19 protein-coding genes and 1 pseudogene are annotated in these 26,977 nt (G+C 55.5%); 7 read left to right on the top strand and 13 right to left on the bottom strand.

The features are described from left to right. Positions 1-12: 12 nt before the first annotated feature. The 5 genes from purL to RBB63_RS02050 all read right to left on the bottom strand — a co-directional run bounded on the left by purL (position 13) and on the right by RBB63_RS02050 (position 4,418). On the bottom strand, positions 13-2,328 hold the full coding sequence (gene purL, locus RBB63_RS02070; protein WP_309380605.1) for a phosphoribosylformylglycinamidine synthase subunit PurL: 2,316 nt from the start codon (positions 2,326-2,328) through the stop codon (positions 13-15). A 113-nt stretch (positions 2,329-2,441) separates the two neighbouring features. Continuing rightward, complete coding sequence (gene purQ / locus RBB63_RS02065; protein WP_309380603.1) at positions 2,442-3,116, bottom strand: phosphoribosylformylglycinamidine synthase subunit PurQ; 675 nt, start codon at positions 3,114-3,116, stop codon at positions 2,442-2,444. A 19-nt stretch (positions 3,117-3,135) separates the two neighbouring features. Next, positions 3,136-3,375, bottom strand: coding sequence for a phosphoribosylformylglycinamidine synthase subunit PurS (gene purS, locus RBB63_RS02060; protein ID WP_309380601.1), 240 nt, complete (start codon positions 3,373-3,375; stop codon positions 3,136-3,138). Between the two features lie 228 nt (positions 3,376-3,603). Further along, positions 3,604-4,002, bottom strand: a complete 399-nt coding sequence (locus tag RBB63_RS02055) for a translation initiation factor (RefSeq protein WP_309380599.1) — start codon at positions 4,000-4,002, stop codon at positions 3,604-3,606. Between the two features lie 191 nt (positions 4,003-4,193). After that, positions 4,194-4,418 carry a hypothetical protein gene (locus RBB63_RS02050; protein WP_309380597.1) on the bottom strand — a complete coding sequence of 75 codons (225 nt, stop codon included), beginning with the start codon at positions 4,416-4,418 and terminating at the stop codon, positions 4,194-4,196. A gap of 170 nt (positions 4,419-4,588) precedes the next feature. Here RBB63_RS02050 and RBB63_RS02045 point away from each other — a divergent pair, with 170 nt between their 5' ends. The 3 genes from RBB63_RS02045 to lpdA all read left to right on the top strand — a co-directional run bounded on the left by RBB63_RS02045 (position 4,589) and on the right by lpdA (position 10,402). Then, positions 4,589-7,372 carry a 2-oxoglutarate dehydrogenase E1 component gene (locus RBB63_RS02045; protein ID WP_309380595.1) on the top strand — a complete coding sequence of 928 codons (2,784 nt, stop codon included), beginning with the start codon at positions 4,589-4,591 and terminating at the stop codon, positions 7,370-7,372. Between the two features lie 172 nt (positions 7,373-7,544). Next, positions 7,545-8,762: a 2-oxoglutarate dehydrogenase complex dihydrolipoyllysine-residue succinyltransferase gene (odhB, locus tag RBB63_RS02040; RefSeq protein ID WP_309380593.1), complete on the top strand. Its 1,218-nt coding sequence runs from the start codon at positions 7,545-7,547 to the stop codon at positions 8,760-8,762. A 242-nt stretch (positions 8,763-9,004) separates the two neighbouring features. Beyond that, positions 9,005-10,402, top strand: a complete 1,398-nt coding sequence (gene lpdA, locus RBB63_RS02035) for a dihydrolipoyl dehydrogenase (protein ID WP_309380591.1) — start codon at positions 9,005-9,007, stop codon at positions 10,400-10,402. A 300-nt stretch (positions 10,403-10,702) separates the two neighbouring features. Here lpdA and RBB63_RS02030 read toward each other — a convergent pair whose 3' ends face one another. From RBB63_RS02030 to RBB63_RS02015, 4 genes are all read right to left on the bottom strand, one after another. Beyond that, on the bottom strand, positions 10,703-11,131 hold the full coding sequence (locus RBB63_RS02030; protein ID WP_309380589.1) for a hypothetical protein: 429 nt from the start codon (positions 11,129-11,131) through the stop codon (positions 10,703-10,705). A gap of 40 nt (positions 11,132-11,171) precedes the next feature. Beyond that, complete coding sequence (locus tag RBB63_RS02025) at positions 11,172-11,360, bottom strand: zinc ribbon domain-containing protein (protein ID WP_309380587.1); 189 nt, start codon at positions 11,358-11,360, stop codon at positions 11,172-11,174. Positions 11,361-11,384: 24 nt separating this feature from the next. Beyond that, entirely contained in the window at positions 11,385-12,086 is a 702-nt protein-coding gene (locus tag RBB63_RS02020) for a type 1 glutamine amidotransferase (protein ID WP_343219111.1), read from the bottom strand. A 584-nt stretch (positions 12,087-12,670) separates the two neighbouring features. After that, positions 12,671-13,327, bottom strand: coding sequence for a YiiX/YebB-like N1pC/P60 family cysteine hydrolase (locus RBB63_RS02015; RefSeq protein WP_309380584.1), 657 nt, complete (start codon positions 13,325-13,327; stop codon positions 12,671-12,673). Between the two features lie 273 nt (positions 13,328-13,600). On the opposite strand from RBB63_RS02015, the gene RBB63_RS02010 reads away from it, so the two are divergent. Beyond that, on the top strand, positions 13,601-13,807 hold the full coding sequence (locus RBB63_RS02010) for a hypothetical protein (protein ID WP_309380582.1): 207 nt from the start codon (positions 13,601-13,603) through the stop codon (positions 13,805-13,807). A gap of 83 nt (positions 13,808-13,890) precedes the next feature. Here RBB63_RS02010 and RBB63_RS02005 read toward each other — a convergent pair whose 3' ends face one another. Continuing rightward, a complete protein-coding gene (locus RBB63_RS02005; protein ID WP_309380580.1) occupies positions 13,891-15,306 on the bottom strand; it encodes a peroxidase family protein in 1,416 nt (471 codons plus the stop codon). Positions 15,307-15,694: 388 nt separating this feature from the next. Between RBB63_RS02005 and RBB63_RS23680 the strand changes: the two are divergent. Continuing rightward, a pseudogene (locus RBB63_RS23680) lies at positions 15,695-15,857 on the top strand (ATP-binding protein); the annotation flags it as partial. Here the strand turns inward: RBB63_RS23680 and RBB63_RS02000 are convergent. After that, positions 15,820-16,851: an SGNH/GDSL hydrolase family protein gene (locus RBB63_RS02000; protein ID WP_484487968.1), complete on the bottom strand. Its 1,032-nt coding sequence runs from the start codon at positions 16,849-16,851 to the stop codon at positions 15,820-15,822. The pseudogene RBB63_RS23680 and the gene RBB63_RS02000 overlap by 38 nt on opposite strands. A gap of 680 nt (positions 16,852-17,531) precedes the next feature. Between RBB63_RS02000 and RBB63_RS01995 the strand changes: the two genes are divergently transcribed. Further along, complete coding sequence (locus tag RBB63_RS01995; protein WP_309380576.1) at positions 17,532-18,836, top strand: alpha-L-fucosidase; 1,305 nt, start codon at positions 17,532-17,534, stop codon at positions 18,834-18,836. Between the two features lie 9 nt (positions 18,837-18,845). On the opposite strand, the gene RBB63_RS01990 is transcribed toward RBB63_RS01995, so the two are convergent. Together RBB63_RS01990 and RBB63_RS01985 are read right to left on the bottom strand one after the other, a co-directional pair. Next, entirely contained in the window at positions 18,846-19,628 is a 783-nt protein-coding gene (locus RBB63_RS01990) for an SGNH/GDSL hydrolase family protein (RefSeq protein ID WP_309380574.1), read from the bottom strand. Next, complete coding sequence (locus tag RBB63_RS01985) at positions 19,625-22,717, bottom strand: HEAT repeat domain-containing protein (RefSeq protein WP_309380572.1); 3,093 nt, start codon at positions 22,715-22,717, stop codon at positions 19,625-19,627. The genes RBB63_RS01990 and RBB63_RS01985 overlap by 4 nt, the downstream gene beginning before the upstream one ends. Before the next feature lie 165 nt (positions 22,718-22,882). Here RBB63_RS01985 and RBB63_RS01980 point away from each other — a divergent pair, with 165 nt between their 5' ends. Beyond that, complete coding sequence (locus RBB63_RS01980; protein ID WP_309380570.1) at positions 22,883-26,956, top strand: hypothetical protein; 4,074 nt, start codon at positions 22,883-22,885, stop codon at positions 26,954-26,956. Positions 26,957-26,977 lie beyond the last annotated feature (21 nt).

Here is a 26,977-nt window from a genome sequence, read left to right as displayed (position 1 = left end):
ATGAAAAGAGCTCTAGATTTTCATGGCGTTGGGAATGGAGTTCTCCCAGGCGTCACGGAGAGTGTTGGTGTCCCACTGGATCGGGTTTTCCAGATTGGGAGCCTCGATGTGGAGGATGCCCTCGTCGTTGGCTTCGCCGATAATGTCCGCATGGATGTCATAGCGCTCGGCGTCGTGGACGACGTGGTCGGCGCGGTTGGAATCGACGGCCAGCAGGATGCGGCCTTGGCTTTCGCCGAAGAAAAGGGTGTCCCAGCGATCGATGGGGAGGTCTTCCAGATTGAGGTCTGCACCGAAGGTTTGGTCCTTCGTGAAGAGCATTTCGCAGAGCGCGACGAGCAGTCCGCCTTCGGCAATGTCGTGCGCGGCGTGGATGCGGCCCTTTTGGATCTGGATTTGCAGGAAGTCCATCAACGAAGCCTGCTTTTCAAGGTCCATCACGGGCGGCTTGCCAGTCTTCAGGTTGTGGATGACGCGCAGGAAGGCGCTGACGCCGAGCTCGTTGGCGACGTCACCCAGAAGGATGAAGGCTTCGTTGCCCTTTTTGATCGTGGACGGCGTGATGTACTGGCGGCTGTCGATGATGCCGACCACGGACACGACGGGCGTCGGGTCGATCTTGGCGTCCTGATTTTCGTTGTAGAGGCTGACGTTGCCGCCGACGACGGGCACATCGAAAAATTCGCAGGTTTCGGCGAGGCCGCGGACCGCTTCCTTGAGCATGTAGAAGGATTCGGGCTTGTTTGGGTTGCCGAAATTGAGGTTGTTCGTCATCGCCAGGGGGCGGGCGCCCGAGCAGGCGAGGTTGCGAATGGCCTCGGCGACGGCGATCTTGCCGCCTTCATAGGGATCGGCCCAGCAGTAGCGGTTGTTGCAGTCGTTGGAAATGGCGATGTACTTGTCGCGATCCGGACCGCCACAACGCAAACGCACTACGGCGGCGTCGGACTCACCAGCGTGCTCGACGGTGCTTGTCATGACCATCTGGTCATACTGGCGGTAGATCCACTTTTTGTTGGCGATGGTCGGATCGGCGAGGAGCTTGGGGAGGGCGTCGAAAATGCCGTCTTCAGTGAGGTCTTCGATGCTTTCGGGAGTCCAGGCCTGAATCTCGTCCAAGTAAGCCGGGCGCGCTGCTTCCGGGTTGTTGAGCGGGGCTTGTTCGGTGAGGTCTTGCGCCGGAATGCGGGCAACGACCTGGCCGTGTTGCTTGACGACCATGTCCTTGCCGTCGACGACGGAGCCGACCTTGGCGGCATGGAGGTCCCACTTTTCAAAGATTTTTTCGACTTCCTCTTCGCGTCCTTTCTGGACGATGACGAGCATGCGCTCCTGTGATTCGGAGAGCATGATTTCGTAAGAGTTCATGCCGGACTCACGCTGCGGGACGAGGTCGAGCTCGATTTCGACGCCGGTGTCGCCGCGGGCGGCGGTTTCGCAGGTGGAGCAGGTCAGGCCAGCGGCGCCCATGTCCTGAATGCCCACGACGAGGCCGTCGACGGCCATCATTTCGAGGCAGGCTTCCATGAGCAGCTTGCCCATGAAGGGGTCGCCCTTTTGGACGGCGGGACGGTCGTGGCCGGACTCCGAGGAGAGTTCCTTGGAGGCGAAGCTGGCGCCGCCGAGACCATCACGGCCAGTGGCAGCGCCGACGTAATAGACCGGGTTGCCGACGCCGGACGCCGCGCCACGCTTGATCTGGTCGTGCTTGAGCACGCCGAGGCAGAGCGCGTTAACGAGGGGGTTGCCCTCGTAGCAATCGTCAAAGTAAACGTCGCCGCCGACATTGGGGATGCCCACACAGTTGCCGTAGTGGGAGATGCCATGCACGACGCCGCGCATGATGCGACGGGAGTCGGCGGAGTCGAGCTTGCCAAAGCGCAGGGAGTTGGTGAAGAGCACCGGGCGGGCGCCCATGGTGAAAATGTCGCGCAGGATGCCGCCCACGCCGGTCGCCGCGCCTTCAAAAGGCTCCACCGCGCTCGGGTGGTTGTGGGACTCGATTTTGAAGCAGATGGCAAAGTCGTCGCCTACGTCGATGACGCCGGCATTTTCCTCACCCGCCTTGACGAGGACCTTGTTGCGGGAGTCTTCGTCGAACTTCTGGGTGGGGAACTGCTTGAGGAGGCGGCGCGAGTTCTTGTAGGAGCAGTGCTCTGACCACATGACGCTGAAAATGCCGAGCTCGGTCAGGTTGGGCTCGCGTCCGAGGATCTGCTTGATGCGCTCGTACTCTTCGGCGGTGAGGCCGTGCTTGTCCACCAGCTCAGGCGTGATGGGCTTGTTCAGCGTGGGATCTGGATTGGGCGCAGGTGCTTCAGTGGCCATGGAAACTAGGAGTTTTCGATTTTCAGTTTTCGATTATCAGTTGTCAGTTGAGGTTTCGCAGCGTTCTCGAGTCATTGAAAATTGAAAACCGACAATTGATCATTGATAATAGGCTACGCTTTCTGGCGGGCCATTTGGGACTTGAGGAACGCCTTGAGGACGCCGATGCCGTCGCGGCTCGGGTGGAGATCTTCCACGGCGCGCTCGGGGTGCGGCATCATGCCAAAGACATTCCCTTCTTTATTACGGATGCCTGCGATGTCGGCTTTAGACCCATTTGGATTGTTAGCGTAGCGGAAAAGGATTTGGTTGTTTGCTTCGAGGTCGGCCAAACCGTCGTCATCGATGCGGTAGTTGCCCTCACCGTGGGCGATGGGAATGTCGATTGTCTCGCCGAGGCTGCTCTTGTTGAAGTAGTCCATGCTGTCTTCGACCTTGAGGGTCGAGGTCTCGCAGACGAACTCCATGCTCTCATTGCGGACGAGGGCGCCGGGGAGGAGGCCCGCCTCGCAGAGAATCTGGAAGCCATTGCAAATGCCGATGACCGGGCCGCCGTTGTTGGCGAACTCTATAATAGACTGCATGATGGGCGAGAACCGGGCAATCGCGCCGCAGCGCAGGTAGTCGCCGTAAGAGAAGCCGCCGGGCAAGACCACGCACTCCGCTCCGGCCAGGCTGGGACGCTTGTGCCAAAACAGGCGCGTCGGCTGGTTGAACACGCCCGCGAGCGCATAATAGGCGTCGCGGTCGCAATTGGATCCGGGGAATTGGATGATGGCGATCTTCATGTAGGCGGGACTTTCGTTTTTAGGCGAGCTCGTAGCGGTAGTCTTCGATGACGGGATTGCTCAGCAAACCGTCACAAATCTTGTCGATTTGAGCGCGTAGTTCCGGGGTGTCCGCGCCGTCGACTTCGAACTCGACTGTCTTGCCGACGCGCACATCGCTGCTGGGATTCAGGCCCAGATGCTCCATCGCATGGCCGACAGCGGCGCCCTGGGGATCCAGCACAGTTTTCTTAGGAGTGACAAATACCGTGACCTTCATGGCACTAGTTGTGCGGCTCTCCGCGCGCCTGACAAGTGTTATTCGCGGCAGGACTGCGAAATTAGCCGATCCAAGAGCTGATTGGCGGGGTGAGCATCCTGATTAGGCCTTGTTTTGACGATTTGTTCCAGGTTACGGGAGGGAGGCGTGTGGGATTCCCGGTTCGCGCTGAGTTCCGTAAGGGGACAACGGCTCTGTGCCGTGCTTGGCAAATTTCGGGAGAGCGGTTCAGCCGCCGACGCGGACAACGCGATAACCACGCTGGGTGAGCTCGGGCTCGACGGCGTCGCGCACATCGCCCTGTAGTTCCACGGTCTTGCCCTGGACTTTGCCGCCGCAGCCGAGGCGCGTCTTGAAGTGCTTGAGCATGGCGTCGAGCTCCTGTGGGCCGGTCAGGTTCATGCCTTCACCCGAAAGAATGGTGACGATCTTGCCGCCGCGCCCGCCCTTCTGGCGTTGCAGGTCCACGCGCCCGCGCTTCTTGGCTTTGGCCGGGGCGGGGGCAGGCTTGGGCGCAGCGGCTGGCTTGGCGGGGGCGTCAGGGAGCCCGGCGCCGCTCAGCGCCGCAAAGGGATTGGCGTCCAGGCTGGAACCGCCGTCGGTGGAGATGCGTTGTTTTTTGGACATGGGTTCTTATATTAGAGGGAGAAGGGGATTTATTGGAGGCAGAAGGGAGATGGGAGAAGGCAGAAGGGAATAGCTTGATTCGTCGCTACCCGCAAAAGGATCTCGCGAATATGTAAAATTCTCTATGCCGCTTCCAATCCAACTCGACCCTTCTGCCTTCTCCCATCTGCCTTCTCCCTCAAATTCAAAAATCAATGCCCAGAGCAGCCGCCGGGGGGCATGTTCTCCTTTTCACCACGCAAAAAAGCGACGGCTTTGCCGTAGCTGCGGCGCTCTAGAAAATGGACCAGGCGCGGTGGGAGGTCGGCGGCGTGGTCGCGGTGGAAGGCGTCCAGATCGGCGATGACATTAGCCACGGGCCGGTCACGGGTTTCCAGTGATTCCAAATGCTTAAGGAGGGTATCAAAATCGCTCATGTTTTTGGCCTTATAGCTTGCGGATATTCGGGCGGAAGTCTATTCCTACCTGTTCTTTAAACCTAAAAAACCGTCTATTTAAGAGAATCCAAACGCCAAGTGTTCATTTTTTGGACGCTGCTACAATTTTTGCCAGAGCCTGTTTTAGCTCCCCGAAATCCCCACAAGCCATGAAGAATCTCGGTATCGCCAACCGCTGGAATGCGGATTTGATCGACCAAAATTACGAGCAGTGGCTCGACAATCCGGACACGCTCGACGCGCATTGGCGGGCGTTTTTCGAGGGTTACGAGCTGGCCCAGCAAGTCGCTGTTGCGGGCGGCGGCGGCGCTACGACGGCGACTCAGGCAGAAATTGAGGGGCTCGACGCGATCACACAGTCCCGAGTCATTGGCGCGATTTACGCCTTCCGCTCCATCGGCCACACGCAGGCGCGCATTAACCCGTTGACGGCTAACCCGGTGCAGAACCCACGCCTTGCGCTGGATCGCCTGGGTCTGGAAAATGTCGACCAGGAGAAGGAATACCACACGGGCAATTACCTGGGCGGCGTTTTCATGTCGGTGCCGAAGCTTCTGGAGCGCCTCAAGGCGACCTACTGCGAGCACATCGGCTGCGAGTACATTCACATTCAGGAAACGCCGAAGCGCCGCTGGATTCAGGCGGCGATCGAGCCCGATAATTTTCACCCGGAGTTCAGCCGCGACGAAAAACTCCGCATGCTCGACAAGGTCATGCAGGCGGAAATCTTTGAGCGCTTCCTGCACACCCGCTACGTTGGCCAGAAGCGCTTTTCCCTCGAAGGCGGCGAAACGCTCATCGCCGCGCTCGACCTGTTGATTCAGGACTGCCCGAAGAATGGCGTTGAAGAAATCGTCATGGGCATGGCTCACCGCGGTCGCCTCAACGTGCTGGCGAACATCCTTGGCAAGTCTTACCAATACCTGTTCCGCGAGTTTTCCGAAAATTACATCCCCGAGTCCACCCATGGCGATGGCGACGTGAAATACCACCTCGGCTACGAGGCGGTGCTCCAAACCGTTACCGGTGAAGACATCGAGCTGCGCCTCGCCGCCAATCCGAGCCACCTCGAAGCGGTGGACCCGGTCGTCGAAGGCAAGGCCCGCGCTCGCCAGCGCATCCGGGGCGACCTCGAGCGTAAGCGTGTGCTGCCGCTCCTGATCCACGGTGACGCTGCTTTTGCCGGGCAGGGCGTGGTGGCGGAAACGCTCAACCTCGCCAAGCTCAAGGGCTACCGGACCGGCGGCACGATCCACATCGTGATCAACAACCAGATCGGCTTCACGACGGACCCGCGCGACTCGCGTTCCAGCCGCTACTGCACCGACATCGCCAAGATGATCGACATCCCGGTTTTCCACGTCAATGGGGACGACCCGCTGGCCGTGTGCGCCGTCATGCGCCTTGCCGCGAAGTATCGCCAGGAGTTCCAGGACGACGTCGTCATCGACATGTATTGCTACCGTCGCCATGGCCACAACGAGTCCGACGAGCCCGGCTTCACTCAGCCCGACCTTTACCAGCGCCTGTCAAAGCACCCGGCGATCAGCGAGTCCCTCAAGGAGCAGCTCCTCAAGACGCAGGACATTTCCGAAGCCGAAGCCCAGAAGCTCACCGACGACTATCAGAACACGCTCAACGACGCCTTCCTCGCAGTGAAGAAGGAGGAGGAAAAGCAGAACGACCAAAAGTCGAAAGCCGAGGCCAAGGCGGACAAACTTAAAGGCTCCGCCGGCATCACGCAGCCGCCCTTTAATTTCTCCGCGACCAAGACCAGCGTTAAAATTGACGAGCTGCGCCACGTCGCGCGCCGCCTGACTGAGGCCCCGGGCAACTTTAAGATCAACTCCAAGATCGCGCGCCAGATCAAGCAGAAGTGGAAGAACTTCGAGGCTGGCGAAGGCATCGACTGGGCCTTTGCTGAGTCGCTCGCTTTTGGCACTTTGCTGATTGAAGGCACGCCGGTCCGCTTGTCCGGGCAGGACTCCGAACGCGGCACTTTCAGCCAGCGCCACACCGCCTGGTATGACAGCGAGACGCGCACCCGCTATGTGCCGCTGACCAATCTCGACGCGAACCAGGCCACGTTCTGCGTGCACAATTCGTCGCTTTCCGAGGCCGCGATTCTGGGCTTCGACTACGGTTACTCGATCGATTACCCGGACATGCTGGCCTTGTGGGAAGCGCAGTTTGGCGACTTCGCCAACGGCGCCCAGGTGCACTTCGACCAATTCATCGCCAGCAGTGAATCCAAGTGGGGCCGCGTGAGCGGGCTCGTGATGCTGCTGCCGCACGGTTACGAGGGGCAGGGGCCGGAGCACTCCAGCGCCCGCCTCGAGCGTTACTTGCAGGCTTGTGCGGAGAACAACATTCAGGTCGCGATGATGACCACCCCCGCGCAGTATTTCCACATCATCCGCCGCCAGAAGAAGCGGGATTTCCAGAAGCCGCTTGTCATCATGGCGCCGAAGAGTTTGCTCCGCCACAAAGGCTGCGTATCCACGGTCGCCGAGCTGGAGAAGGGCAAATTCCACGACATCCTCAACGACGACACGCCGCCAAAGAAGGCCAAGCGCGTCATCCTCTGCTCGGGCAAGGTCTACTACGATCTACTCGACTACCGAGAGGAGAACAAAATCAAGGACGCCGCCATCGTGCGGGTGGAGCAGCTTTACCCGTTCAACGACAAGCTTTGCACGGAAATCCTTGCCAAGTACGCAGGCTACGAGCACCTGATCTGGTGCCAGGAAGAGCCGCAAAACATGGGCGCGTGGTCGTTCATCTACCACTACATCAAGAAGGCTTCGGGCAAGGAGCCGATCTACGCCGGTCGTCACGCCGCCGCCAGCCCCGCGCCGGGCTCTCTGGCAGTCCACAAAATGGAGCAGGCTGCGCTCGTCGACGAAGCCTTCAACAAAACCAAGAACGACTAGTGGCGGTGGTGGTCCGAGGCAGTGGCGGAGCTTTTGCTTTTTAAATGATGCAGTATGAAAGCCTCCGCGCCAAACCGAGAATCAACAACGAGACTTTACACTTAAACCCTCAATCGGCCACTCGCTGAATTCATAATTCATACCTCATAATTCATAATTTCCCTTTAATATCATGGCTGTAGAAATGAAAATCCCGGCTCTGGGCGAGTCGATCACTTCTGGCATCATTGCCGCCTGGCACGTGGCTGAAGGCGACTACGTCGAAAAGGACCAGGTCATCTTCGAACTCGAAACGGACAAGATCACCTCCGAAGGTCTCGCCGAAGCCAGTGGCGTAATCAGCCTCAAGGCCGAAGAAGGCGACGAGGTCGAGATCGGCCAGATCGTTGCCGTTGTCGACGACTCCGCCGCGAAGCCCGCGGGCAGCGCTCCTGCCGCCGACGACTCCGAGGGCGAGGCCGCCAGTGAAGCGCCCGCCGCTCCGGCTCCCGCTGGCAAGGCTGCGCCGGACGACGCCATTTCCCCGGCCGTGCGCCGCATCGCTGCCGAGACCGGCATCGACCCGAAGGGCGTCGATGGCTCCGGCAAGGGTGGCCGCGTGACCAAGGGCGACATGCTAGCCGCCGCCGACAAGCCTGCGCCGAAGGCGGAAGCTCCGGCCAAGGCCGCCGCGCCGATCGTCCCTGCCGAGGATCGCACCACGCGCAAGAAGATGACGCCGCTGCGCAAGAAGATCGCCGAGCGCCTCGTCGCCGCGACCAACGAAGCCGCGCTGCTCACCACTTTCAACGAGGTCGACATGTCCGCCATCATGAAGCTGCGTAAGCAGCATCAGGACAAGTTTGTCGAGCGTCACGGCGTGAAGCTTGGCTTCATGTCCTTCTTCGTGAAGGCCGTGGTTAACGCGCTGCAAGCCGTGCCGGATCTCAACACCCAGCTCGACGGCGACTACGTGATCCAAAACCACTTCTACGACGTGGGCGTGGCCGTGGGCACCGACAAGGGCCTGATGGTTCCCGTCGTCCGCGATTGCGACAAGAAGGGTTTCGCCGAGATCGAGCAGGACATCATCGACTACGCCAAGGCTGCCCGCGCGGGTAAGATCAAGCTCGAAGATCTGCAAGGCGGCGTCTTCACGATTTCCAACGGCGGCATCTACGGCAGCATGCTGTCCACGCCGCTCCTCAACATGCCGCAAACCGGCATCCTCGGCCTGCACAACATCACGCAGCGCGCAGTCGTCATCAACGGCGAAATCGTCGCCCGCCCGATGATGTATCTCGCGCTGAGCTACGACCACCGTGTTGTCGACGGTAAGGGCGCCGTGACCTTCCTCGTGAAGATCAAGGAAGCCATCGAAGACCCGACCTCGTTGATGATTGGCGTGTAAACGAAAACCGACCAACTCATTTTAAACTCACGCAAAGGCGCAAAGACGCAAAGGCCACTCGACTGATAACCAGTAAGAAACCCTTTGCGACTTTGCGTCTTTGCGTGAAATAAACTACGCCTCGCATCCACGCCATTCGTAGTTAAACCTTCGCTTTCTTTGCTACCTTCTGTTCAATAAAAACTCGCCGCGCTGGCCTCCGTGCCTCCGTGTCTCTGTGAGAAACCCAAATTTATTTTACCATGGCAGATTACGACCTCCTCGTCATTGGCTCCGGCCCCGGCGGCTACGTAGCCGCGTTTCGCGCCGCGCAGCTTGGCTTTAAAACCGCACTCGTCGAGAAAGACGCCACGCTCGGCGGCACGTGCCTCAACGTGGGCTGCATCCCGTCGAAGGCGCTGCTGCATTCCACCGAGATTTTCCACACCGTCAAGGAGCGCGGCGATGTGCACGGCATCAAGGTCGGCAAGCTGACTAGCGACATCCCCGCCATGCTCAAGCGCAAGGACGAGGTCGTCGCCCAGCTCAATGGCGGCGTCGCCCAGCTCGCCAAGGCGCGCAAGGTAGACGTGCTGCGCGGCCTCGGCTCGCTTGAAGGCGAGGGCAAGGTAAAGGTCGCTGGCGACGACGGCGAAAAGGTCGTCACCGCCACACACATCATTATTGCAACCGGCTCCGTGCCGGTGGAGCTGCCGTTCATGAAGTTTGACGGCGACACGATTGTTTCCAGCACCGAAGCCCTGTGCTTTGACAAGGTGCCGAAGAAGCTTGTCGTCGTCGGCGCGGGCGCCATCGGCCTGGAGCTGGGTAGCGTTTGGGCGCGCCTTGGTTCGGAGGTAACCGTCGTCGAGCTGCTGCCGCAAATCGCGGGCGCCGTCGATAAGGACGTCGCCAAGCTGTCCGAGCGTTTCTTTAAAAAGCAGGGCCTCAGTTTCGAGCTCGGCGCGAAAGTCACCGGTGTCGCCAAGGAAGGCAAGAAGACGTTCCTCACCGCCGAAAAGAAGGACAAGGAGCTCAAGTTTGAAGCCGACAAGATCCTCGTCGCCGTGGGTCGCAAGCCCACCACCGCGGGCCTCGCTGCCGACAAGGCGGGCGTGGAGCTCGACGAGCGCGGCCGCGTGAAGATCGACAACCATTTCCGCACCACCGCCAAGGGCGTTTACGCAATTGGCGACGTCGTTGCGGGCCCGATGCTCGCCCACAAGGCCGAGGAAGAAGCCGTGGCCTGCGTCGAGCTGATCGCCGGCAAGGGCGGCCACGTGAACTACGACGTCATCCCGAGCGTGATCTACACCGAGCCGGAAATCGCCTGCGTGGGCATCGGTGAAGACAAGGCCAAGGCCGACAAGCTGGACGTCAACGTGGGCAAGTTCCCCTTCGCCGCCAATGGCCGCGCCATCGCAGTCGACGGCACCGACGGCTTCTGCAAGGTCATTGCCGACGCCAAGACAGACAAGATTCTCGGCGTGCAAATCATCGGCCACGGCGCGAGCGAGATGATCGCTGCGGCGGTCACCCACATGGAATACGGCGGTAGCGCCGAAGACCTGGGCCGCACGATCCACGCCCACCCGACGATGTCCGAAGCCCTCAAGGAAGCCGGCCTCGCCGTCAGCAAAAGTGCGATTCATGCGCTTTGAGTGAGCAGAGAACCAATTAAAAATTAAAGAGCCGGACGCTGCGAAGTGTCCGGTTTTTTTTAGCCCAGTTAGTATGCCAACTGGAGGGCCGTGCTTCCAGCGTCCCGCTGGACCGATTGATTCGCGCACTGCGCGATTGCTGACTCCGACGTAGAAGCGGCTTCCAGCCGCTTTGGCTTCATTGATTTGGGAAAGCGGCTGGAAGCCGCTTCTACGACAGTGCGATTACGACCATCCAGACGTGCGGCGATGACGGAGCATCGCCCTCCAGGGCGGCCTCAGTCTTCCAGCGTTTTTCGCCTAGCTCGTGGCGGGTTTCTCGAATTTGCTAGCGTAGATCAGGAAGCCCACTGCGGCGATGCCCAATGGCCAAACCATGAACATCGATTCGAGAAACATGATGCAGAGCGCCACGAGAAAGCAGCCCAGACTGATCTGGATGGCGCGGCGGTAGTGCTTGCGAACGCATGCTTCGCCCAGGCGGTCCACTCGCTGTTGGTATTTACGCAGTTGTTTATCTTTGAGGGCGCGCTTTTCAGCTTCGGAGCGTATGGAAAATACGCTTAGTCCGATAAAATAAAGCATCATCGCGGGAAAGAAAAAGTCCTTGTATTCTTCGCCATCAATGCCCCCCTTTCCCATCACGAAAAGGAACACGGCGCAGAGCGCGAGCAGTTTACCGATCCAGCGAATCGTTTTGCAGAAGTCTGTGGAGAATCCGTGTGTCACAATTAACTTGAAGGTAATGTAAAACGATGCGCGCGCAAGTCTAGTCTTCGAGCGCTTCGGCTTCGGCGACCACCTCGTCTTCGTCGGCGTAGAAGCGGATGGTCATGGGGCGGCAGCACACTTCGCAGTCGTAGTCCCATTCGGTGGGGACCTCGGTTAGCGCGGGGCCGGGGATCGAGAAGGTCTCGAAGCAGGTCGGGCAGGTGACGTCGCAGTAGTCGGCTTGCATGTGGATTTTGCGGGGCTAAACCCGTTACCGGCGCGCCTGGGTGTCCAGGTAGGATAGCAGGTTCGCCATGAGGGCGTTGATCGCAATGAAGCGCTCGGGAACGACTTGGAGCATTTGCTCGGCGGTTTGGACGTAGGGGCCGCCAGTGGCGAGCTCGTCGCCGCAGTGGTCGACCAGCGCCTTAGCCGACTCCGGTGTTGTTTCAAGGTGAAATTGCAGGCCGACGACCTTGCCGCCCAATTGAAACGCCTGATTTGCGCAGGCCGCGCTGCTGGCGGTGAGGACCGCGCCGTGGGGCAGGTCGAAGGTTTCGCCATGCCAGTGGAAGACGCCTACTACCGGAGGAAATTGAAACAGGTCGCTGCGCTCATGGTTGGCAGCTTGGACGGGAATCCAGCCGATCTCGCGTTCGGCGTTTGGGTAGACTTCGCCGCCGAGCGCATTGGCGATGAGCTGTGCGCCCAGGCAGATGCCGAGCACCGCCTTGCCCTCCGCAATGGCGTCGCGAATGAATGCTTTTTCCGCGCGCAGCCAAGTGTGGCTGGCCTCGTCGTTCACGCTCATCGGGCCGCCCATGATGATCACCAAGTCGATCCCGGCGACGGCGGGTAACTCATCGCCTGCAAACAACTGCGTACAGGTGATTTCGTAGCCGGCTTTTTCGAGCCATTTTTCGATGCTGCCCAAGCCCTCGAAGGGCACATGCTGGAGATAATGCGCGCGCATGTCGGGAAAGAATGTGCCTAATCGCCCTGGCGTCAAGTGGAGTGGCTCTGCGCAAAGGGTTGTCGAAAATGGAGAATGCCGACCGAGCTCGTTGATCTCCAACTTCATGTTATCTCTAGTGAAAGCTACTCACTAATAAAATGCTCGGGCGTTCACTTTTTGGTTGGCTTCGAAGGCGATAATGATAGTATTAGAATGATCACTTAAATTTTAACCCATCTCCGCCATGAATCACTCTCCCATCATCGCGCATTGCCCGCCTTAGCGTGCGGGTAGTCCAGTCAATGTTTGACGGGCGCTTGCGCCTGGTAGCCGTCCTCGAATCGTCGACGGGCATATTTACGCTTCCCTGGTGTAAAGAGGGAATGCCGTGACGCCCCGAGGTTTTAATCCGACGCTTTGTCGGCAAGGACGGTTTCCGGGCTATGCCAGCCTGCGAGCCGCCGCATTGACGTTAACGCGTCCGACCCAACGGGACGTTGCTCCAGCCTGCGCCGCTTCTCTGGCGTCGGGTGGGTTGCCTGTTCTTTCACAGTCCGTATTTTCCGTGCAAATACCCCCCCCCCTCCGGGTGTATTGAAGCGTTACTGAGCTCCGGCTGGCTTGGTTGATTGCCTGACGCCAGCCCATGGGCTGGTCGATGAGTGCGAGGCCAGGGTAGGAGTTGCGTCCGAGTCCCAGAGAAGCGTCATTTCCGGGCTTTCCAATTGGCTGGCCGGAGAGACCGTGCGTCGATTCCAGGGAATCAGCCCGGCGAACCACCAGCGCCAAAAGGTGAGGCCATGCTCGGGGTTGGCGGCGAGGAGTTCGCGAAAGGTGAGCTCTTGCCCAATGCCGCGCCCGGTCGCCTCGTGGTAGCACTCCTGCACAAACTTGGAGCAAAACTGGCCGCGGCCGTTGTAGTCGAAACCCAGGTCATACCAGCGTCCGAGCCGGGATGCTGCGGCGTGCTTGAGCGTCTGGCGCTGGGCTTCGTTGAGCGGCTCGGTCGGGCGCGTGATGGCGTAGCGCTGATTCTCACTGCGAGCAATGAAGGATTCAAGGCTCACGCGGCGTGCTCTGGGAATTGCGCTTTCGTAAACCCACGGAATTCCCGCCTCGTCGTGAAGAATGAGCCCGACGTGCGATGTCCAACTGCTGGTGGCCGCCGCCACTTGTCGGAAAAGAAAGCTCGGCACAGCGATAAAGATGAGGTCGCCGTCTTGCAGCGTCTTGGTTTCGGATGATGATGTTAGTTCCATGGCAGCTTAATTGCACCTGCCGGGCCAATTCCGCTGATGAGATATTAAGGTGTTGTTATGCAATCGCTTAAAGTTTTTAAGGCGTTGGATTCTGAGAATGTCGGCCTACGTATTTTGACTTAATGCGCGGACCTGCGTTCATAATATGTCCTGCTGCTCTGGTAGAAAAGTGTTTGGAAAAGACCCTAAAAAAAACGATACAGCCATCTACTGATCAAAATATGAGGGATTGAGGTCCTTGACTCAGTTAATTAATGCGGCAAAATCGCCTACGTGAATGCTGACTTGCAAGAATACTTGCCTGTACTACTGGTAATCGGCGGAGTGATTGCGGCTGGGCTTTTTGTTAAAAAGACCGGTTGGTTCGGCATCTTTTTGATTGGTATCCTGGGCGCAATCTGGATTTTCAAGACGAATCCTCAGTGGTTTGATCAGCTTGATGGCACGATGGAGCGCTTGGTCGAGGTGAACCGCAAATAACCCCCCCGCTGAAGAGAAAGCCCGTGGCTGTCAGGGCGCACGGGCTTGTTGCTCAAAGTGGCTTTGCAGCAATCGGGCTTGGATTAGGCAGTTGGCGCCAGTTTGCAGCTGTTCGTGAAGCGCACGATGTCAGCGAGCTCAAACCGTGAATCATCGTCTCCCTTGACGCAGGTTGCGGGCAGCCAATCGTCCTCTTTCAGGAAGCTGGTTTTGCAATTGATCAGCATGCCCAAGAAGACCTCAAGGATAATGGCGCTGCCAACCGGGCCCAGCCGCTCGCCCTGTCCAAGGATGTTCGCCTCGCGCAGGATGTAGTAAAACAGCGGGGTTTCATCGACGAAGCGTTTCAACACGGAACAATCCTGGACGTTCAAGCCCTCGGCAAGTTGCAGGTCGGCGTCGGGATCGACGGGGTAGCCTTTCTCGGCCAGCGCCTGGGCGACCGCCTGCCCACAGGGCAGCGCGAGCACATTGCCACGCAGGATGTTGCGGAATGCCAGCGAGCGGTCATTATCCGAAGTGGAGCGCCCGACAATCGGATCAGGCAGGCGGATTAACTCGTCGGCCAGTTTCTCATCGAACGCCTTGCCCATGACTGGAGGAATGCATGCGTCGACCTCCAGTAGGAATCGCCAGTCAACGGTCAGCTTGGGCGGCACAAAGGAGAACCCTTCCGTGCCAAAGCGCTCATCGAACAGATCGATGTCCGGATACCGTCCGTTGACCGCATAGCGTGAGCGGACGAGGGTGTGGCCGAAGCGGTAAGCCGCCACGCTGAACTCGACCGGCATGGCGCCATTTGGGTTGTTCGCAAGGGTGTTAAACAGCGGGTATTGGCCTTGGTTCAGTCGCTCGAGCGCGAACAGGAATGTTTTGGAGTCGCACACGCGCCACAGGAAATCGTGCAGCACAATGAATTGGTAGTGATAGCGGACTTGCTTCTGAGTTTCCTCAAAACGGTCTCCCGCGCCATATTTGGCGATATGCTGGTCATACATTGCGTTGTGAAAGCGAATCCACAACAGCTGCATCTGCGAAACGAAGATGTTTTCATCGTTGCGCGGATCGCCAATGAGAGCGGTTCCGGATTCGTTGCGCGGCACATCGTTGGGGTTGTGGACATTCCCTTCCAACAGGCGGCCGGGGGCATCCGGATCATACAGGTGCGGGCTTGCTTCAGGGCCAAAGCCGTAGACGCAGTCGAGGTCCAGGGAGGCGGTGCGCAAGTTGGGCAGCTTGCTGATGGCTTTATTTGAAAGCGGCTGTCCGTGCAGGTCGGTTGTGGTGTCGAGCGTGATGTCGTGGTCCACGAACTGCGCGAAGAATGTGTAGCCTGAGGGTAGCGGGCTATCGGGGCTGCTGTTGTTGGCGTCATGCATGGGAGATCCAGGCCCGGCGAGGGCCTCAGCTTCCGCTTCGTTGACGTCTAAACCGGGCAAGCCGAATAGTTTTCCGAACTTTCCGGGAGCGGCGTGGCTGCAGCCTTTGGCTTTGGCCATACCGTGGTGATTTACTGGGCATCCTGACATAGTAGTGGTGACTTGAGTGTTGTGGTTAGTGGTTTGGCCGCCACTGGCGTCAACCAGTTGTTCACGGCGCCCGACACCTCTTCACATCGCCAGCAAGACAGATAGCAACAGTAGAAATGTAGCAGGATCGGTGAACGCCTAGTGCTAATGGCGGCATGCTCATATTAACAAATATAATTGAACTGTGAAGTAAAATTTATGGGAAATTGAGATTCATTGATTCAGCTCTTAGGCTGGTATGGATGCATGCTTGTATGCTCAGTTTTTAAATACTTGTGTCCCCTCAAGCGGGGCGTGCTAAACAGTAGCATGCTGGCTATAATACATTCCGGCGATCGATGTCGGCATCGATGCGCATTCCTTCCGCTCGCCGTATTACACGATCAGTGATGTGGGGCTAATCGGCGGCGGCGCGAATCCACGCTCTGGCTAAATTCCCCCGGCACACTACGGAGTGCAGTTTCTCGACGAGATGTCCTGAGTTTAAACGCTCCACGCTGGAGGTGCTGCGCCAGCCCTTGCCGTTATTTCAGTAATCTGATGGTGGAGATTCTCAGCGATTTGATTCATGCCCAGGTCGCTTGGGTGTATTAAATCTGTGGTTAGGCCGGAAAGATCTGGTAGCATTTCGGGGCCAGATATGAAGTGGAGGTTGGGGTGGTTGATTTCTGCTACCAGTTTATCGAGACCACTTCGATAGGCCCGTAGAGTTTTAGCTTTATCCATTACGAAGTCGTAAAGGCAGCTAAAAATTGATATGACGAATATCTTTGCGTTAGGCTTATTTTTGACAGCTTGCCGCAGTAAATAGTCGGCGCGGTTCAGGAACTCTTCAGGGCTGTATTCTTCGAGCATGTTCACGGAGAGCTCAAAGGTAGCGATATCCCAGTTTAGTTCGCTCGTTAGGTAATCTGCGATTTCGGGCTCGCAGTGACAGGAGCCTCCGAAGGCTAGATTTGACAAGTCTACGCCAAGCTTTGTCGCCAATAGGTTGGCGTAGCAACTGTGGTAGCGAGTTGCGCTGGCGCCCATGCTGATTGAGGTGCCGTATGCCAGATATTTTTTGGAGGGAAGTTCAGATTCTAAAGGGGGGCGGGTATTGCCTTCGAATCCGTGAAAATTGATGGGGCCGCTATTCAGGCAGACGCGACAGACTTGTCGGGAAAATTGGTATCCCGGCGCCTCCAGGTTGGGGAGGACGTCGAGTCTTTCAGGGCGCTTAATTTGAATCGTTTGGGGCGCATCTGTCAGCGTATAAAACTCGTGCTGTTTATGTCCGCCCCAGAAAATTTCGACGTAGGCGGGGTCTGAGGGTAGCTTGTGCTCTTTCGCGTTGAGTGACGCCGACAAGGTGATGTTGACCGGCTCATTATCTAAGGGGACAAAGCGGATCTCTGCGCCATTGGTCCAATACGCCACGATTTTTGCATTCTCATTGAGTTTGAGGCGTATGGACTCAGGGACTCTTTGCGGTCTGATAGCCTTCTCATCGTTGGCTGTTTGTATTGGATGCATTTCCGCAACATTATGAAAATGGTATTTCTCCAAGCGCATGCGATTACTATTTGGATATGACTGTAAGTTAAGAAAGTGACCAGGTTAGCTACTTGTGGTGGCGGTGCAAATTAGGCCCAGTGTGTGGTGATGTAGACGTGAGGCATGGCGTTCCAAGTATCGCTCGCTGTTTGGGCTGTCGCTGAAAATCTCAAACGTGTTGCCCTTCAGCCAAACCTCTTCGTTAGAATGCCTGACTTCATTATGAATGTCCCTTACGTTTAGTTGTGCAAAAACCCAGAGGAGATCAGACTTCCAAAGGGCTTGCGCGGATGCTGGCAGGAATGCGGGGTCCTGAGATTGTCGCCAAGCTTGTTTAAGCGATACTGGTTTGGCGTAGGCGCACGCCTGTTCTATTTTATGCCGGACTCGGGTCGAAAGATTTCGAGGAAAATGAGGAGTGTGAATATTGTCTTGAACGTTCATCATGGCTCTGAAGCCCTAAGTGCGTAACGCGGACTCAAGCTTGGCTTGGGGCTTCATTCGTGTGAATCGTGAAGTCATCCTAAAGTGTAGATTTGCCATATATGGATGAGTTCTTGCTTGCATACAATTACTAAAATAAATAAAAGCATGGACTTGAATTTGATCTGCACGAATCTTTTGCTTTTGGGCATAATATTAAAATATGCGATTCACCTATGAATAGTTCTAGTTCCATCCCTTCAGGCCAGAGTGAGGCTGCAATTCAATCTTTTACAGAGCTTCGGTATGGCTTGTTTGTACACTTCGGTCTATTCAGTCTAGTGGGGCGAGGTGAGTGGGTTATGAACAAAGAGAGCATGAGCCATGGGGAGGCCGAGGCGCTCAGCCAAAAGTTCTTAGCCGAGCAGTTTGATGCTCATCAAATTGCGGATTTGGCGATCCGCGGGGGGATGAAGTATATTGTTTTTACGACGATGCATCATGAGGGGTTTCGGCTCTATGATACCCAACTGAGCGATTTTAACGCACTTCATTCGCCTTGTGGAAGGGACCTTGTTCAAGAGGTTATTGATGCAGCGCGTGCGCGTGGGCTGAAGATCGGGCTCTATCACAGTCTGAACAACTGGTATGACAAGCCGGACGCGGTTGATGCTCTTGAAAACCAAGCCGCCTACGGACATTTGATAAAAAATACCTTTGCTCGCATTGAGGAATTGGTAACGCGCTACAACCCTATTGATGTCTTATGGTACGACGGTTGGTGGCCTTTTAATGCTGAGGGCTGGCAGGCGAAGGCGATGAACGCGATGGTGCGAGAAATTCAGCCTAAGATTTTGTTCAATGGGCGCAATGGCCTGCCGGGTGATTTCGGAACGCCAGAGGGGCATGTTTCTATGCCGCAGCCATGGCGCCCCTGGGAGGCTTGCATGACATTGAATGATAGCTGGGGCTATCATGCGGGTGACCATAACTGGAAGTCTCTGGTTGAAGTCATCAAGTTGCTCGCACGCGTCGCACAAGGGCAGGGGAATTTGCTTCTTAACATCGGGCCGCGCGGCGACGGATCGATACCCGAGGCTTCGGTTTCAATTATCGAAAAGGTTGGGCAATGGCTAGAGACCAATGGTGAATGTATCTTTGATACCGATCCCTTTACTTTCGATTTGCAGGAACGCGGTGACCACCGGGGTGATTATGTGCATCACGGGCCGATGACGGTTCGTGGGAATGCTCTCTACCTCATCGCTACCAATTGGCCGGGAGCGGAATATTCCATTTCGGGTCTTTCGGTAAAGGTGTCGGCAGTGACTCTTTTGGGGGCTGAGGAGCAAGTATCCTTTGAGCAGCGTAATGGAGTCGTCAAGCTGTCTGGCCTGCCAATGGATCCTGGCTGCGAATTGCCTTTGGTCTTCAAGTTCGAATGTGAAGCGCCTCCCAGCATATACAAGACTGGAGGAATGCGCGTCCCGCAGACGCCGCACCCCCGCTATGACCCTTGTCCGTCAGACATTCAACACTAGGCGCGAGGCTTACTCGCAGATCGCCTTGCAGCTTAAAGCAGAGTCACCCGAGTTCCTGGGTGCATTGAGTAGTATCTGCAATTGCGCCGGATAGCTTTCACCTTCAGAGGTCCCGGCGCCTTTTACATGAGCTCCGTACGTTAGGCTGTCACCGAGACAGACAATAGTGTCACCGGGCTGAACGATGTCTTGTAGTTGCACGGCGACCATTTCCGCAAAAATCTCGTAGCCTTCCGGGGTTAGGTGGATGCCGTCACGGGAATAGCTGTTCGCGGGATTGCGAAGCAGTGATGAGGCTTCAGTCGTGGCGCCGCCGTGCTCATTGACAATTTTTTCCAGATCCACCAAGGGCAGATTGTATTCCTTGGCTAGCTCGCGTATGGCTTCGGCAAAAGTTGAGAGGTGCTCCTGCATGTTGGGAAGCGTCTCGCGATGTTCCGGGTGACGCTCGTATACATACTCGCTTACAATCGGATTCGGAGTAACGAGCACGATCGTCTTCACGTCGATTTCTTGCGCGCGTTTGATCATTTGCCGCATGGTGCTTTCGTACTCCGGCAAAGGGATGTTGCGGTTACAGGCATCATTGATGCCGAAATAGAGAACTAAATGATCTGGCTCCAGGGAAACAACATCCCGTTCAAAGCGGGACCAGCCATTGATTGCGCAATTGCCACCAATTCCCTTGTTGATGACTTTTATCGAGTCCGTGGTTTCTTTGGCCTGCGTCTGCGTGATGCTGACCAGAGTAATTAAAGCGGTAAAGAACGCAGTGAATATTTTTGTTTTCATTGAGTAGAAAGGTTCCAATTGGTGAGTATGTCCCTGCAGATCATTGCTACATTGTACTCGTCGAAGCTTTCAATTTCGGCGAGTGCTGCGTGCGCTTCCTGCGAGTGGATTTGGTTCAACGCATGGGCTGCCGCGACACGGGCTGGATACATTGTTTCCCGATCTTGCAGTAGAGTCGCTAGAAGTGGCACGGCGGGTTCATGGCCAATGCTGCCAAGGTAACGTGCTGCTGCTGCCTTGATCCGATACCATGCCGGATCGTCAGGTTGTGGCTCATATGAGGTCGCATGATGCTGAACTTCCCATTGAAGTTTTTCTTTGATAGCTTCGATCAAGTGTTCATCCGGAATGCACTGAGCTGCGTCCATGGCGAGCACTTGAGTTTTCCAATCGTCACTGGCAAGCTGGTGGTAAATTGACTCTAGAGAATGCTGTTCTGGTATGGCTGACTCTACCAAAGGTGTTGCGGGCATGCTCTCACTTAATGCGTAGTTTGCCCATTGCGTTGGGAAGCCTCGATTGAGCTCTTTGGTGGCAAAGTGAACGTCGACTGTTTCTTTGCTTAGCCAGGTGACATTCGCTAGCTCGCCAAGTATTGCTGTGCCCGAAGCTTCGCCCATTGTGAACTTAATGGATACTGCTGATGTGGAGTCACCAAAGGAGAGCCCGCCAGAATTCCAAGAGACATCTACTGGTTCTGACGCTTCCAATTTGAGCACGGAGTTTTTCACCCTCGTCGTATTGAATGCACAGCCACTAGTTTCAGACTGCTTTACGAAGATCTGGGCCTTCGCAACGGTATCTGGAGTGGTTATCCATTCGATGGCGTCGTGCCAGTAGACTTCCGGCTGAGCCCGTGGGAGATAATCGCGAATGCGCCCGAGTGTGATGCGTCCGTAGGGGCAAAAATCCACGCTGGAGTCGGCGAATATGATCAGTTCGTTTTCACCGAGTTGAAGGGCATTACTGCAGTCTATGAAGGATAGGGTAAGCTCTGTCTCATCGGCAATTAGGGGAACCTCAAGCGTTTTGCCATTTAGCATCATCTCCACCTCAGTCGCGTGTCGTGGGAAACGGATTCCCGCGACTCCGGTAGGTAAATTCTGCAGAGTAAATTTTTTACGGCATACGATCCAGCCGGGACGATTCTCGCTCGTGGTGTAAAACCAGGGGCCTTGCGAAAAATCATGGGTCTCACCTAGTTTAGTGCTGCAAGCAAGGGACTTTGCTTTGGCTCGTGTGCCAGCCCAAGTCAGGCCCCATCCTGAGCTCAAATCAAGATGCTCTTCAAAGGTATCTTGGAGTGAGAGGGTCGTGTGTAATCTTGCCGAGCTTTTGGTGACCTCGTAGCTGATTTCGTTGCACCGTCCCGTGGGTAGGAGCGCGAAGCTGTTGTCAGAATCGTTGGTAAAGCCAATGCCCATCCCCTGGGGAGAAGTATAGGTGGCGGACTCTTCGGTGATAGTTACCTTACCCGGAGGAACGTGTGCGACCCATCGGTAGGTGTGAGGGGAATCCGCATCGATAGAGTCGCGAACTAGTATGTAGTCCTCGCCTAGCATCAGGGTCTCGCGGCGGACTTGGTTGAGCTCATAGTGTGCATAGACTTCGGTTGAGTCTGAGCAAACATACGACGCATTATTTAGCCACGAAGCGCGGATCAGTTTGCCGCGAGTTTCGTCCTGCGGCGCAAACCAATCCTCTCCATCGACGATGATACAGTTGTGTGCGCAGATGGAGCCTCTGCCAATGTTGACTGCTCCACCGTATCGATTGGGTATGGTAAAGGGTGCTGCCGAATAGCGCTTGGGTGCGGCAATCCAGGGTCGCCCTTCCACTATCAGCGGGACGCCAGCATACTCTACCGTTAAGGAACCCGGATTGCAGTGTGCCCGCAAGGGTAGCCACTCGCTAGAGTCCCAGATATGCAAGAGGTGGAGCTTGTGTGAGCCGCTTTCCTGCACTGCATGCGTCGTGGGATTGGCGCAATTCAGGCTTGTTGTAGGTTTTGTTTTTGGGAATTGCCCAGCGGGCCAGTAAAGCAATGTCCATAGGCGATGGTCGAATCCCCAACCGACATGCAGGGTATCAAAAGCCGCACCGGTTTCAAAGAGGAAGCGCAATGGCTCTTGTTTGCCTGTTTTCCAAGCAAGATAACTCCCAACCAGAGCATGCTTTGCACGCATGTAGCCATAGTCATCCCACGGAAAACTTAGCCCGCTTCTTGAGGACTGTGCAGCCATCGCGAGCAACGTTTCTTGTGGCGTCGCGAAGTCCGATCCACGACGCACATTCAGCCAGTTCTGAGAGGTTGCGGATTCTAGTATTTCAAGCCCAGTAACGAGCAAAAACGCGTTGACCCCGAGATTGTAGCCAGAGCCTTCACCGCTGTAGCCCCCGAGTGGAAATCCAGTGACGAAATCTATGAGGTGCTTGAGGCCGAGATTGAGGATGTCGCGTACGCGTGGGTCAAATTCGCCACCCTCTTTGAATAGAAGGGCAGTCACCACACATGCCAGGCCCATCGAGCCATTTTGATTATTGGGAGACTTGGGGGGGCGGTAGCGTGAGCGTAATCGTTCGAATGGATGAAATCGCGTATAAGAGAGTAGCTTGTCTCGCGCCTTGGAATTCTCCTCTTCAGTCAAGTAGCCCAAATCGTTCAGCCAGCTAAGGTAGATTGCATACCGAACCATTGGGAAAGCATCGCACCATGTGTGTAACTGACAGCAATTGGATATTTCTCTGTCGCCAAGATCATTCAAAACTAAGCGCAGCCGCTCTTTGCCGAGGTCGGCGAATATTGATTCTCCGGTAAGCAGAAGTGCTAAGAAAGCATAGCAAGTTTCGTCTGGCCGGTGTAGGGGGTGAACCATGCCTGCTGAAATTTGAGCCGTGCTCAGGACTCCATGAGTGCTTATGCGTTCTGGGTCGCGTGCGACTTCGATCAAGTGGTCGAACATTCGTCGGACTACGCCAGTGGAAGTCTCATAGCGTTGTCTTATGTCATCCGGCTGAACGCCACCGAGCAGGCGTGATTGCGGCTTAGCCTTTTTGATGAGCGGGTCTTTTGTATTCGATGGCGACATTGGCTAAGAATTGATGTCGTTATTAGAGAACGTCGCTTCAGAAGCAGCAACATTATGCCGAGTTAACTCGTTAAGCTTATCTCATTCGGTAGTATTTTTGATCGCTTAACGAGTTAACTCTGCGAAAGCTTTTCAGGTTGAAAGCACTTGGCTAACGTTTGTGACATGTCTGCAATATCATTAGCAAAATTGTCCCCGCATTCGAATGGTGAAAGCCAGAAAATCTGCGGACTCGTTCGTTTACTCCTTTTCATGTGTATGGCTTCGCTTGCCCATGCTGGCGCCGATCCGGAAGGGTTGCCCATCAATGGCGAATTCTTGCCGAAGGCTCGGGTGGAAGTTCCGAAAACGAAGATGGTCGAGTTGATGGTTGAAACTCATGAAGGCCAAATGCCCACCGGATGGAGTGTTAATCCCGCCTATCCTGGCGAAGCGGTTATCGTTGGTAGTTCCGGTGATCAGTCCAATGCTGTTCAATTGATCCAGACCGAGACAAAGCCTGTTGGCATTTGGTACTATAAGAATTTTCCGGTCGAGGCGGATTCCTACCGACTTAAATTTGAGTATCGTGGAACCGGTCAGGTTTGGGGTGCATTAACTCTCTACATAAACAAGAAGTTTCGGACGAGTCTCTTTACTAAACGGTTTAAGCCCGAATCTACAGAGTCTTGGTCAACCGTAGAGAAGGAGTTTTCGCTCAAAGATATGAATATCAGTTCGGTGAAAGTCGCTCTTTTTTGCTACGGTGGTCCGGTTGATATCCGTAATGTCACCGTGACGCCAATCGCATCTGGCAGCAGCTATAGTGATGACCAAGCCAGTCTAGAGCCGCAACCTGAGCGATCAACGGAAGCCGTTTTGGATGCGCCTGGAGAAAAGCCGTCAGTGCTCTTTTTGAGCCTGAAGATGCCAATGGCCGATGGCGGCGCTGCCATGCGGAAGAATATCGAGCGGTTGGACGGATTAGGTTATCGAGTCGCATATGCGTCCTTCTTCGATCTGGAGGATCTGCCTGAAGATTACATGCTGCAGTTTGATGTTCTCGTGCTCTTACAGCAACCTAACCGAGTCGAAAGCTCGGACGAATTCATTAACAACACCGAGGCTTTTCATCAAGGGCTGCACGATGCGCTTGCGCAAGGTGCGGGCATCCTCGTCTTTCCATCTGAAATGGACATCCGGGGCGCCAAAGCTTTTTGGGATGTGGTTCACCCCTACGGCGCATATCCATTATCGGGTACGCTAATGGATAAATCTCCAGTTTTAAGCTCATTCGGTTATGCATGGTATGCCTATACCACTCAAATTCGTGGTAGTCCGATTACTCAAGGTGTCGAAGGACTGTGGTATCCTGTTGCTGGCCCGGATGCCCAAGTTCACCGTTACAACCTGGGCACTATGCGCCACCCCAATACCGTGCCTTTTAACTTTGATGATAGCTGGACGAGTCTCGTTGAGGTTGGCCCTGGCACTACTTACACTCCTATTCGTTACGAATCCCCCTGGGTTTTAGACGCTAAGTTCCATACCCCTCCTGAACCCCTTTCTATTTTTGCTGTCCGAGATGGCCTCGTCGATGGCAAGGGCCGTATGGCAATTTGCGGAATCAATTCAGTATTCTCTGACTTTATTGCGGGCAATGGTGTCTACAACGGTGTTTGCACTGGCAAAGGTTTAAAAGGCAAACCTTCCGATTTGAATATCCTTCTGATGAATGCTCTGGGTTGGCTGGGCGCGCCTTCTGTGGAAGCAGGGCGTCAAACCATTGCTGCTAGTTTGTCTGAGACCTATGCACTCGAAAAGTTTAAATACCCTGAACCATTACGGAACCCCATGCTGCGTCCGTTGGAAAAAGTAACTGAGCAATTTATCGGACTCATTGGTGCGCGTAGCACCCTTAGTGGAGGTTCATCTACGGTAAGTGAGTATGCGACGACCGCCCGTAAGCTCGGCATGGACTACTTGGTATTTCTCGAAGACTACGAAAATTTGAGTGATGAGGACTTTGAAAAGCTCAAACAAGAATGCGCAGAGCATAGTGATGCTGACTTACTGTTGCTCCCGGGGATTCGCGCGAAAGACGTTCTGGGGGTTAACTTTTTTGGCTTCAAAGAGGGGCTTACATTGCCTGAGCCACAAAATTTGAAAGAGGGCACCAAGTTGTTGCGAACTCACATCACCGATGGGCATCATATTTGGGCCACGAATAATGGCGGTCGTACGGGTATGGCCTGCGGTAATTATCGATTGGCCGGAGAAGAAACCTCTGGCATGCCGGCTACGGATTTTAAGAGTCACAATCCCTTTATCTCGCTATACACTTACAAGGACGGTGAGCTGACCGACAGGATGATGGATGTCTACCTGGAATGTGCTGCGCGCACTGAGTGGGTGTCTCCGATAACCATCAATTTAATGGATTCTGCCGAGGCTTTGGAAAAGGCCTGGAATAGCGATGAGTTTAAGACCGTTTGGCTGCGCAATGCGGGCTCGACCCTTGAGGGGATGAAAGAGCGCCTGGGCGAAAGAACGGACTATTATGAGCCGACGACTTATGTCACCAACGGGCCAGTGATTGATGAATGGCGTAGCACGGGTATCGACTTTAATGGTGGCCATTGGGATTGGACGCGTTATCGGATCGCCGCCCGACTTGCCGTGTCTAGTGATAAGGGACTGAAGGAAATCAAGGTGATGGACGGCATGCGTGAGATTCAACGTTTTCTGCCGCAGGGAGCTGAAAGCTTCGAATACACGATGCAGCTCAATCACAATGATATGCACAACCTCATTTTGGTCGTTACCGATAATGCCGGTCGCCAGGCAATCAGTGATGAGATCTGGACAAAGAATCAACTGCTGCAACTTACTTGGTGCCAGGACCGAAACAACATGTTGGGGAGCTCGATAACGCCTGCGCCGTTGAGTCCAACGGGTTCGACCATGGGCAATTATGCGGTGCCCTTCAGTATGGAGAAGTGCGGTTTTCGTGAATCCCTGGTGCCGCCCATTAATCAAGATTTGAGCCGTTTATCTGGCTACGATGGTCAGCCTTACGGGGCTGCAGATGTATCTCCTGCACCAGTTATTCGGTCGATCGATCACATCGAAGGCGGCATTGCGATATCTCGCAATATCGGACGCCTTCTAAGCTCTCCGGATGCGGCCGTACAATTTGCGGAGGCTACGATTACTCAAAGCCCGGAGGTCGAAAGGCCCGCGCCAGGCAGACCTGGTCCGATGATTCCGCTGAGCTTGTTTAATGCGGAAATGACCTACACGACTTTCATTCACCCAGGTCATTTATCCACTCCTGTCATCCTTGAAGGAACGATCACCATAATTAAAGACACCACATTCGCAGATGATGTGACGATGGGAATTTCGGTGATGGAGATGAGCTTCCCGCTGGACGATGAGTATGAACGTATTGCGGTTCGCCATGCTGAAACTGGTGAGGTGGATGAACCGTTGAATCTCGTGACTCGCATCGAGGGTGACTTGAATGAAGGGGCCTATCTCTTGGCCTATCCGTCGTATTTTGGTGCGGTCGGTATTTACAGTCTTGTTGATGGTCTTGAGTTTGCCGTTCGTGGCCGGAAAGTCTTCGTCGGCTATCGTATGGCGGGTGAGACGCTAAAGGCCGGGACTGAGCTGAAATACCGCGCGATTGTCTTCGCTTCCGGGCGCGCCGCAACCTTTCCACCTAAGGAGGAAGCCGAGCAGTTTTACCAGCAGCTAGGTTTGTCTGTGAGTGGCTCTACCAGTTACACGGTAAAGCCCTCGCTCGGCAAGATTGCGAATCAGGAGTATGTCCTTAGCGTCGATGGCCAAGGTGTCGGCTTTTCTGGTGAAATACTACTTCCAGAGAACTTCCCCTGTGTGCTGCCTATACTAGTGGAAAACCTCAACCCACGCTGGTCGAGTGTTGCCTACGATAGTAAACGCGAAGCGATGCGCCCTCTAGGCATGGTTGCGGATAAGGCCTATTGCCATCGCCTCCCCACAGAGCGAGACGGTAAGCTCTTCGTTGGCCATCCCTTTACGTCCGACAATAGTGAGCTTATTATGAATACTGTTCAGGTGGGGGAACGAGAGGTGGTCCTGCAGATTAATAATCCGACGGATAGCGCGATCACCGCCCTGATAAAGCGGACGCCCGATTTTGACTTCATCGAGTGTGAAGACATGACCATTGAACTTCCAGCAGGGCAGATAGTGGAAAAAGTATTGCGATAGCATCATACAGTTGCCTGGGGT

Source organism: Cerasicoccus frondis (assembly GCA_031296915.1).
GTDB classification, from domain to species: domain Bacteria; phylum Verrucomicrobiota; class Verrucomicrobiia; order Opitutales; family Cerasicoccaceae; genus Cerasicoccus; species Cerasicoccus frondis.
The sequence above is the reverse complement of the archived record's forward strand: the minus strand, read 5'-3'. Positions and strand labels throughout refer to the sequence as shown.

Excerpts from the sequence above, each read along its gene's own strand:
- RBB63_RS02005 (WP_309380580.1), bottom strand. The coding sequence starts at position 15,306 with ATGGCCAAAGCCAAAGGCTGCAGCCACGCCGCTCCCGGAAAGTTCGGA.
- RBB63_RS02045 (WP_309380595.1), top strand. The coding sequence starts at position 4,589 with ATGAAGAATCTCGGTATCGCCAACCGCTGGAATGCGGATTTGATCGAC.
- RBB63_RS02025 (WP_309380587.1), bottom strand. The coding sequence starts at position 11,360 with ATGCAAGCCGACTACTGCGACGTCACCTGCCCGACCTGCTTCGAGACC.
- RBB63_RS02050 (WP_309380597.1), bottom strand. The coding sequence starts at position 4,418 with ATGAGCGATTTTGATACCCTCCTTAAGCATTTGGAATCACTGGAAACC.
- RBB63_RS01995 (WP_309380576.1), top strand. The coding sequence starts at position 17,532 with ATGAATAGTTCTAGTTCCATCCCTTCAGGCCAGAGTGAGGCTGCAATT.
- RBB63_RS02020 (WP_343219111.1), bottom strand. The coding sequence starts at position 12,086 with ATGCGCGCGCATTATCTCCAGCATGTGCCCTTCGAGGGCTTGGGCAGC.
- RBB63_RS01990 (WP_309380574.1), bottom strand. The coding sequence starts at position 19,628 with ATGAAAACAAAAATATTCACTGCGTTCTTTACCGCTTTAATTACTCTG.
- odhB (WP_309380593.1), top strand. The coding sequence starts at position 7,545 with ATGGCTGTAGAAATGAAAATCCCGGCTCTGGGCGAGTCGATCACTTCT.
- lpdA (WP_309380591.1), top strand. The coding sequence starts at position 9,005 with ATGGCAGATTACGACCTCCTCGTCATTGGCTCCGGCCCCGGCGGCTAC.
- RBB63_RS01985 (WP_309380572.1), bottom strand. The coding sequence starts at position 22,717 with ATGTCGCCATCGAATACAAAAGACCCGCTCATCAAAAAGGCTAAGCCG.
- purQ (WP_309380603.1), bottom strand. The coding sequence starts at position 3,116 with ATGAAGATCGCCATCATCCAATTCCCCGGATCCAATTGCGACCGCGAC.
- RBB63_RS02000 (WP_484487968.1), bottom strand. The coding sequence starts at position 16,851 with ATGCATCCAATACAAACAGCCAACGATGAGAAGGCTATCAGACCGCAA.
- RBB63_RS02015 (WP_309380584.1), bottom strand. The coding sequence starts at position 13,327 with ATGGAACTAACATCATCATCCGAAACCAAGACGCTGCAAGACGGCGAC.
- RBB63_RS01980 (WP_309380570.1), top strand. The coding sequence starts at position 22,883 with ATGTCTGCAATATCATTAGCAAAATTGTCCCCGCATTCGAATGGTGAA.
- purS (WP_309380601.1), bottom strand. The coding sequence starts at position 3,375 with ATGAAGGTCACGGTATTTGTCACTCCTAAGAAAACTGTGCTGGATCCC.
- purL (WP_309380605.1), bottom strand. The coding sequence starts at position 2,328 with ATGGCCACTGAAGCACCTGCGCCCAATCCAGATCCCACGCTGAACAAG.
- RBB63_RS02055 (WP_309380599.1), bottom strand. The coding sequence starts at position 4,002 with ATGTCCAAAAAACAACGCATCTCCACCGACGGCGGTTCCAGCCTGGAC.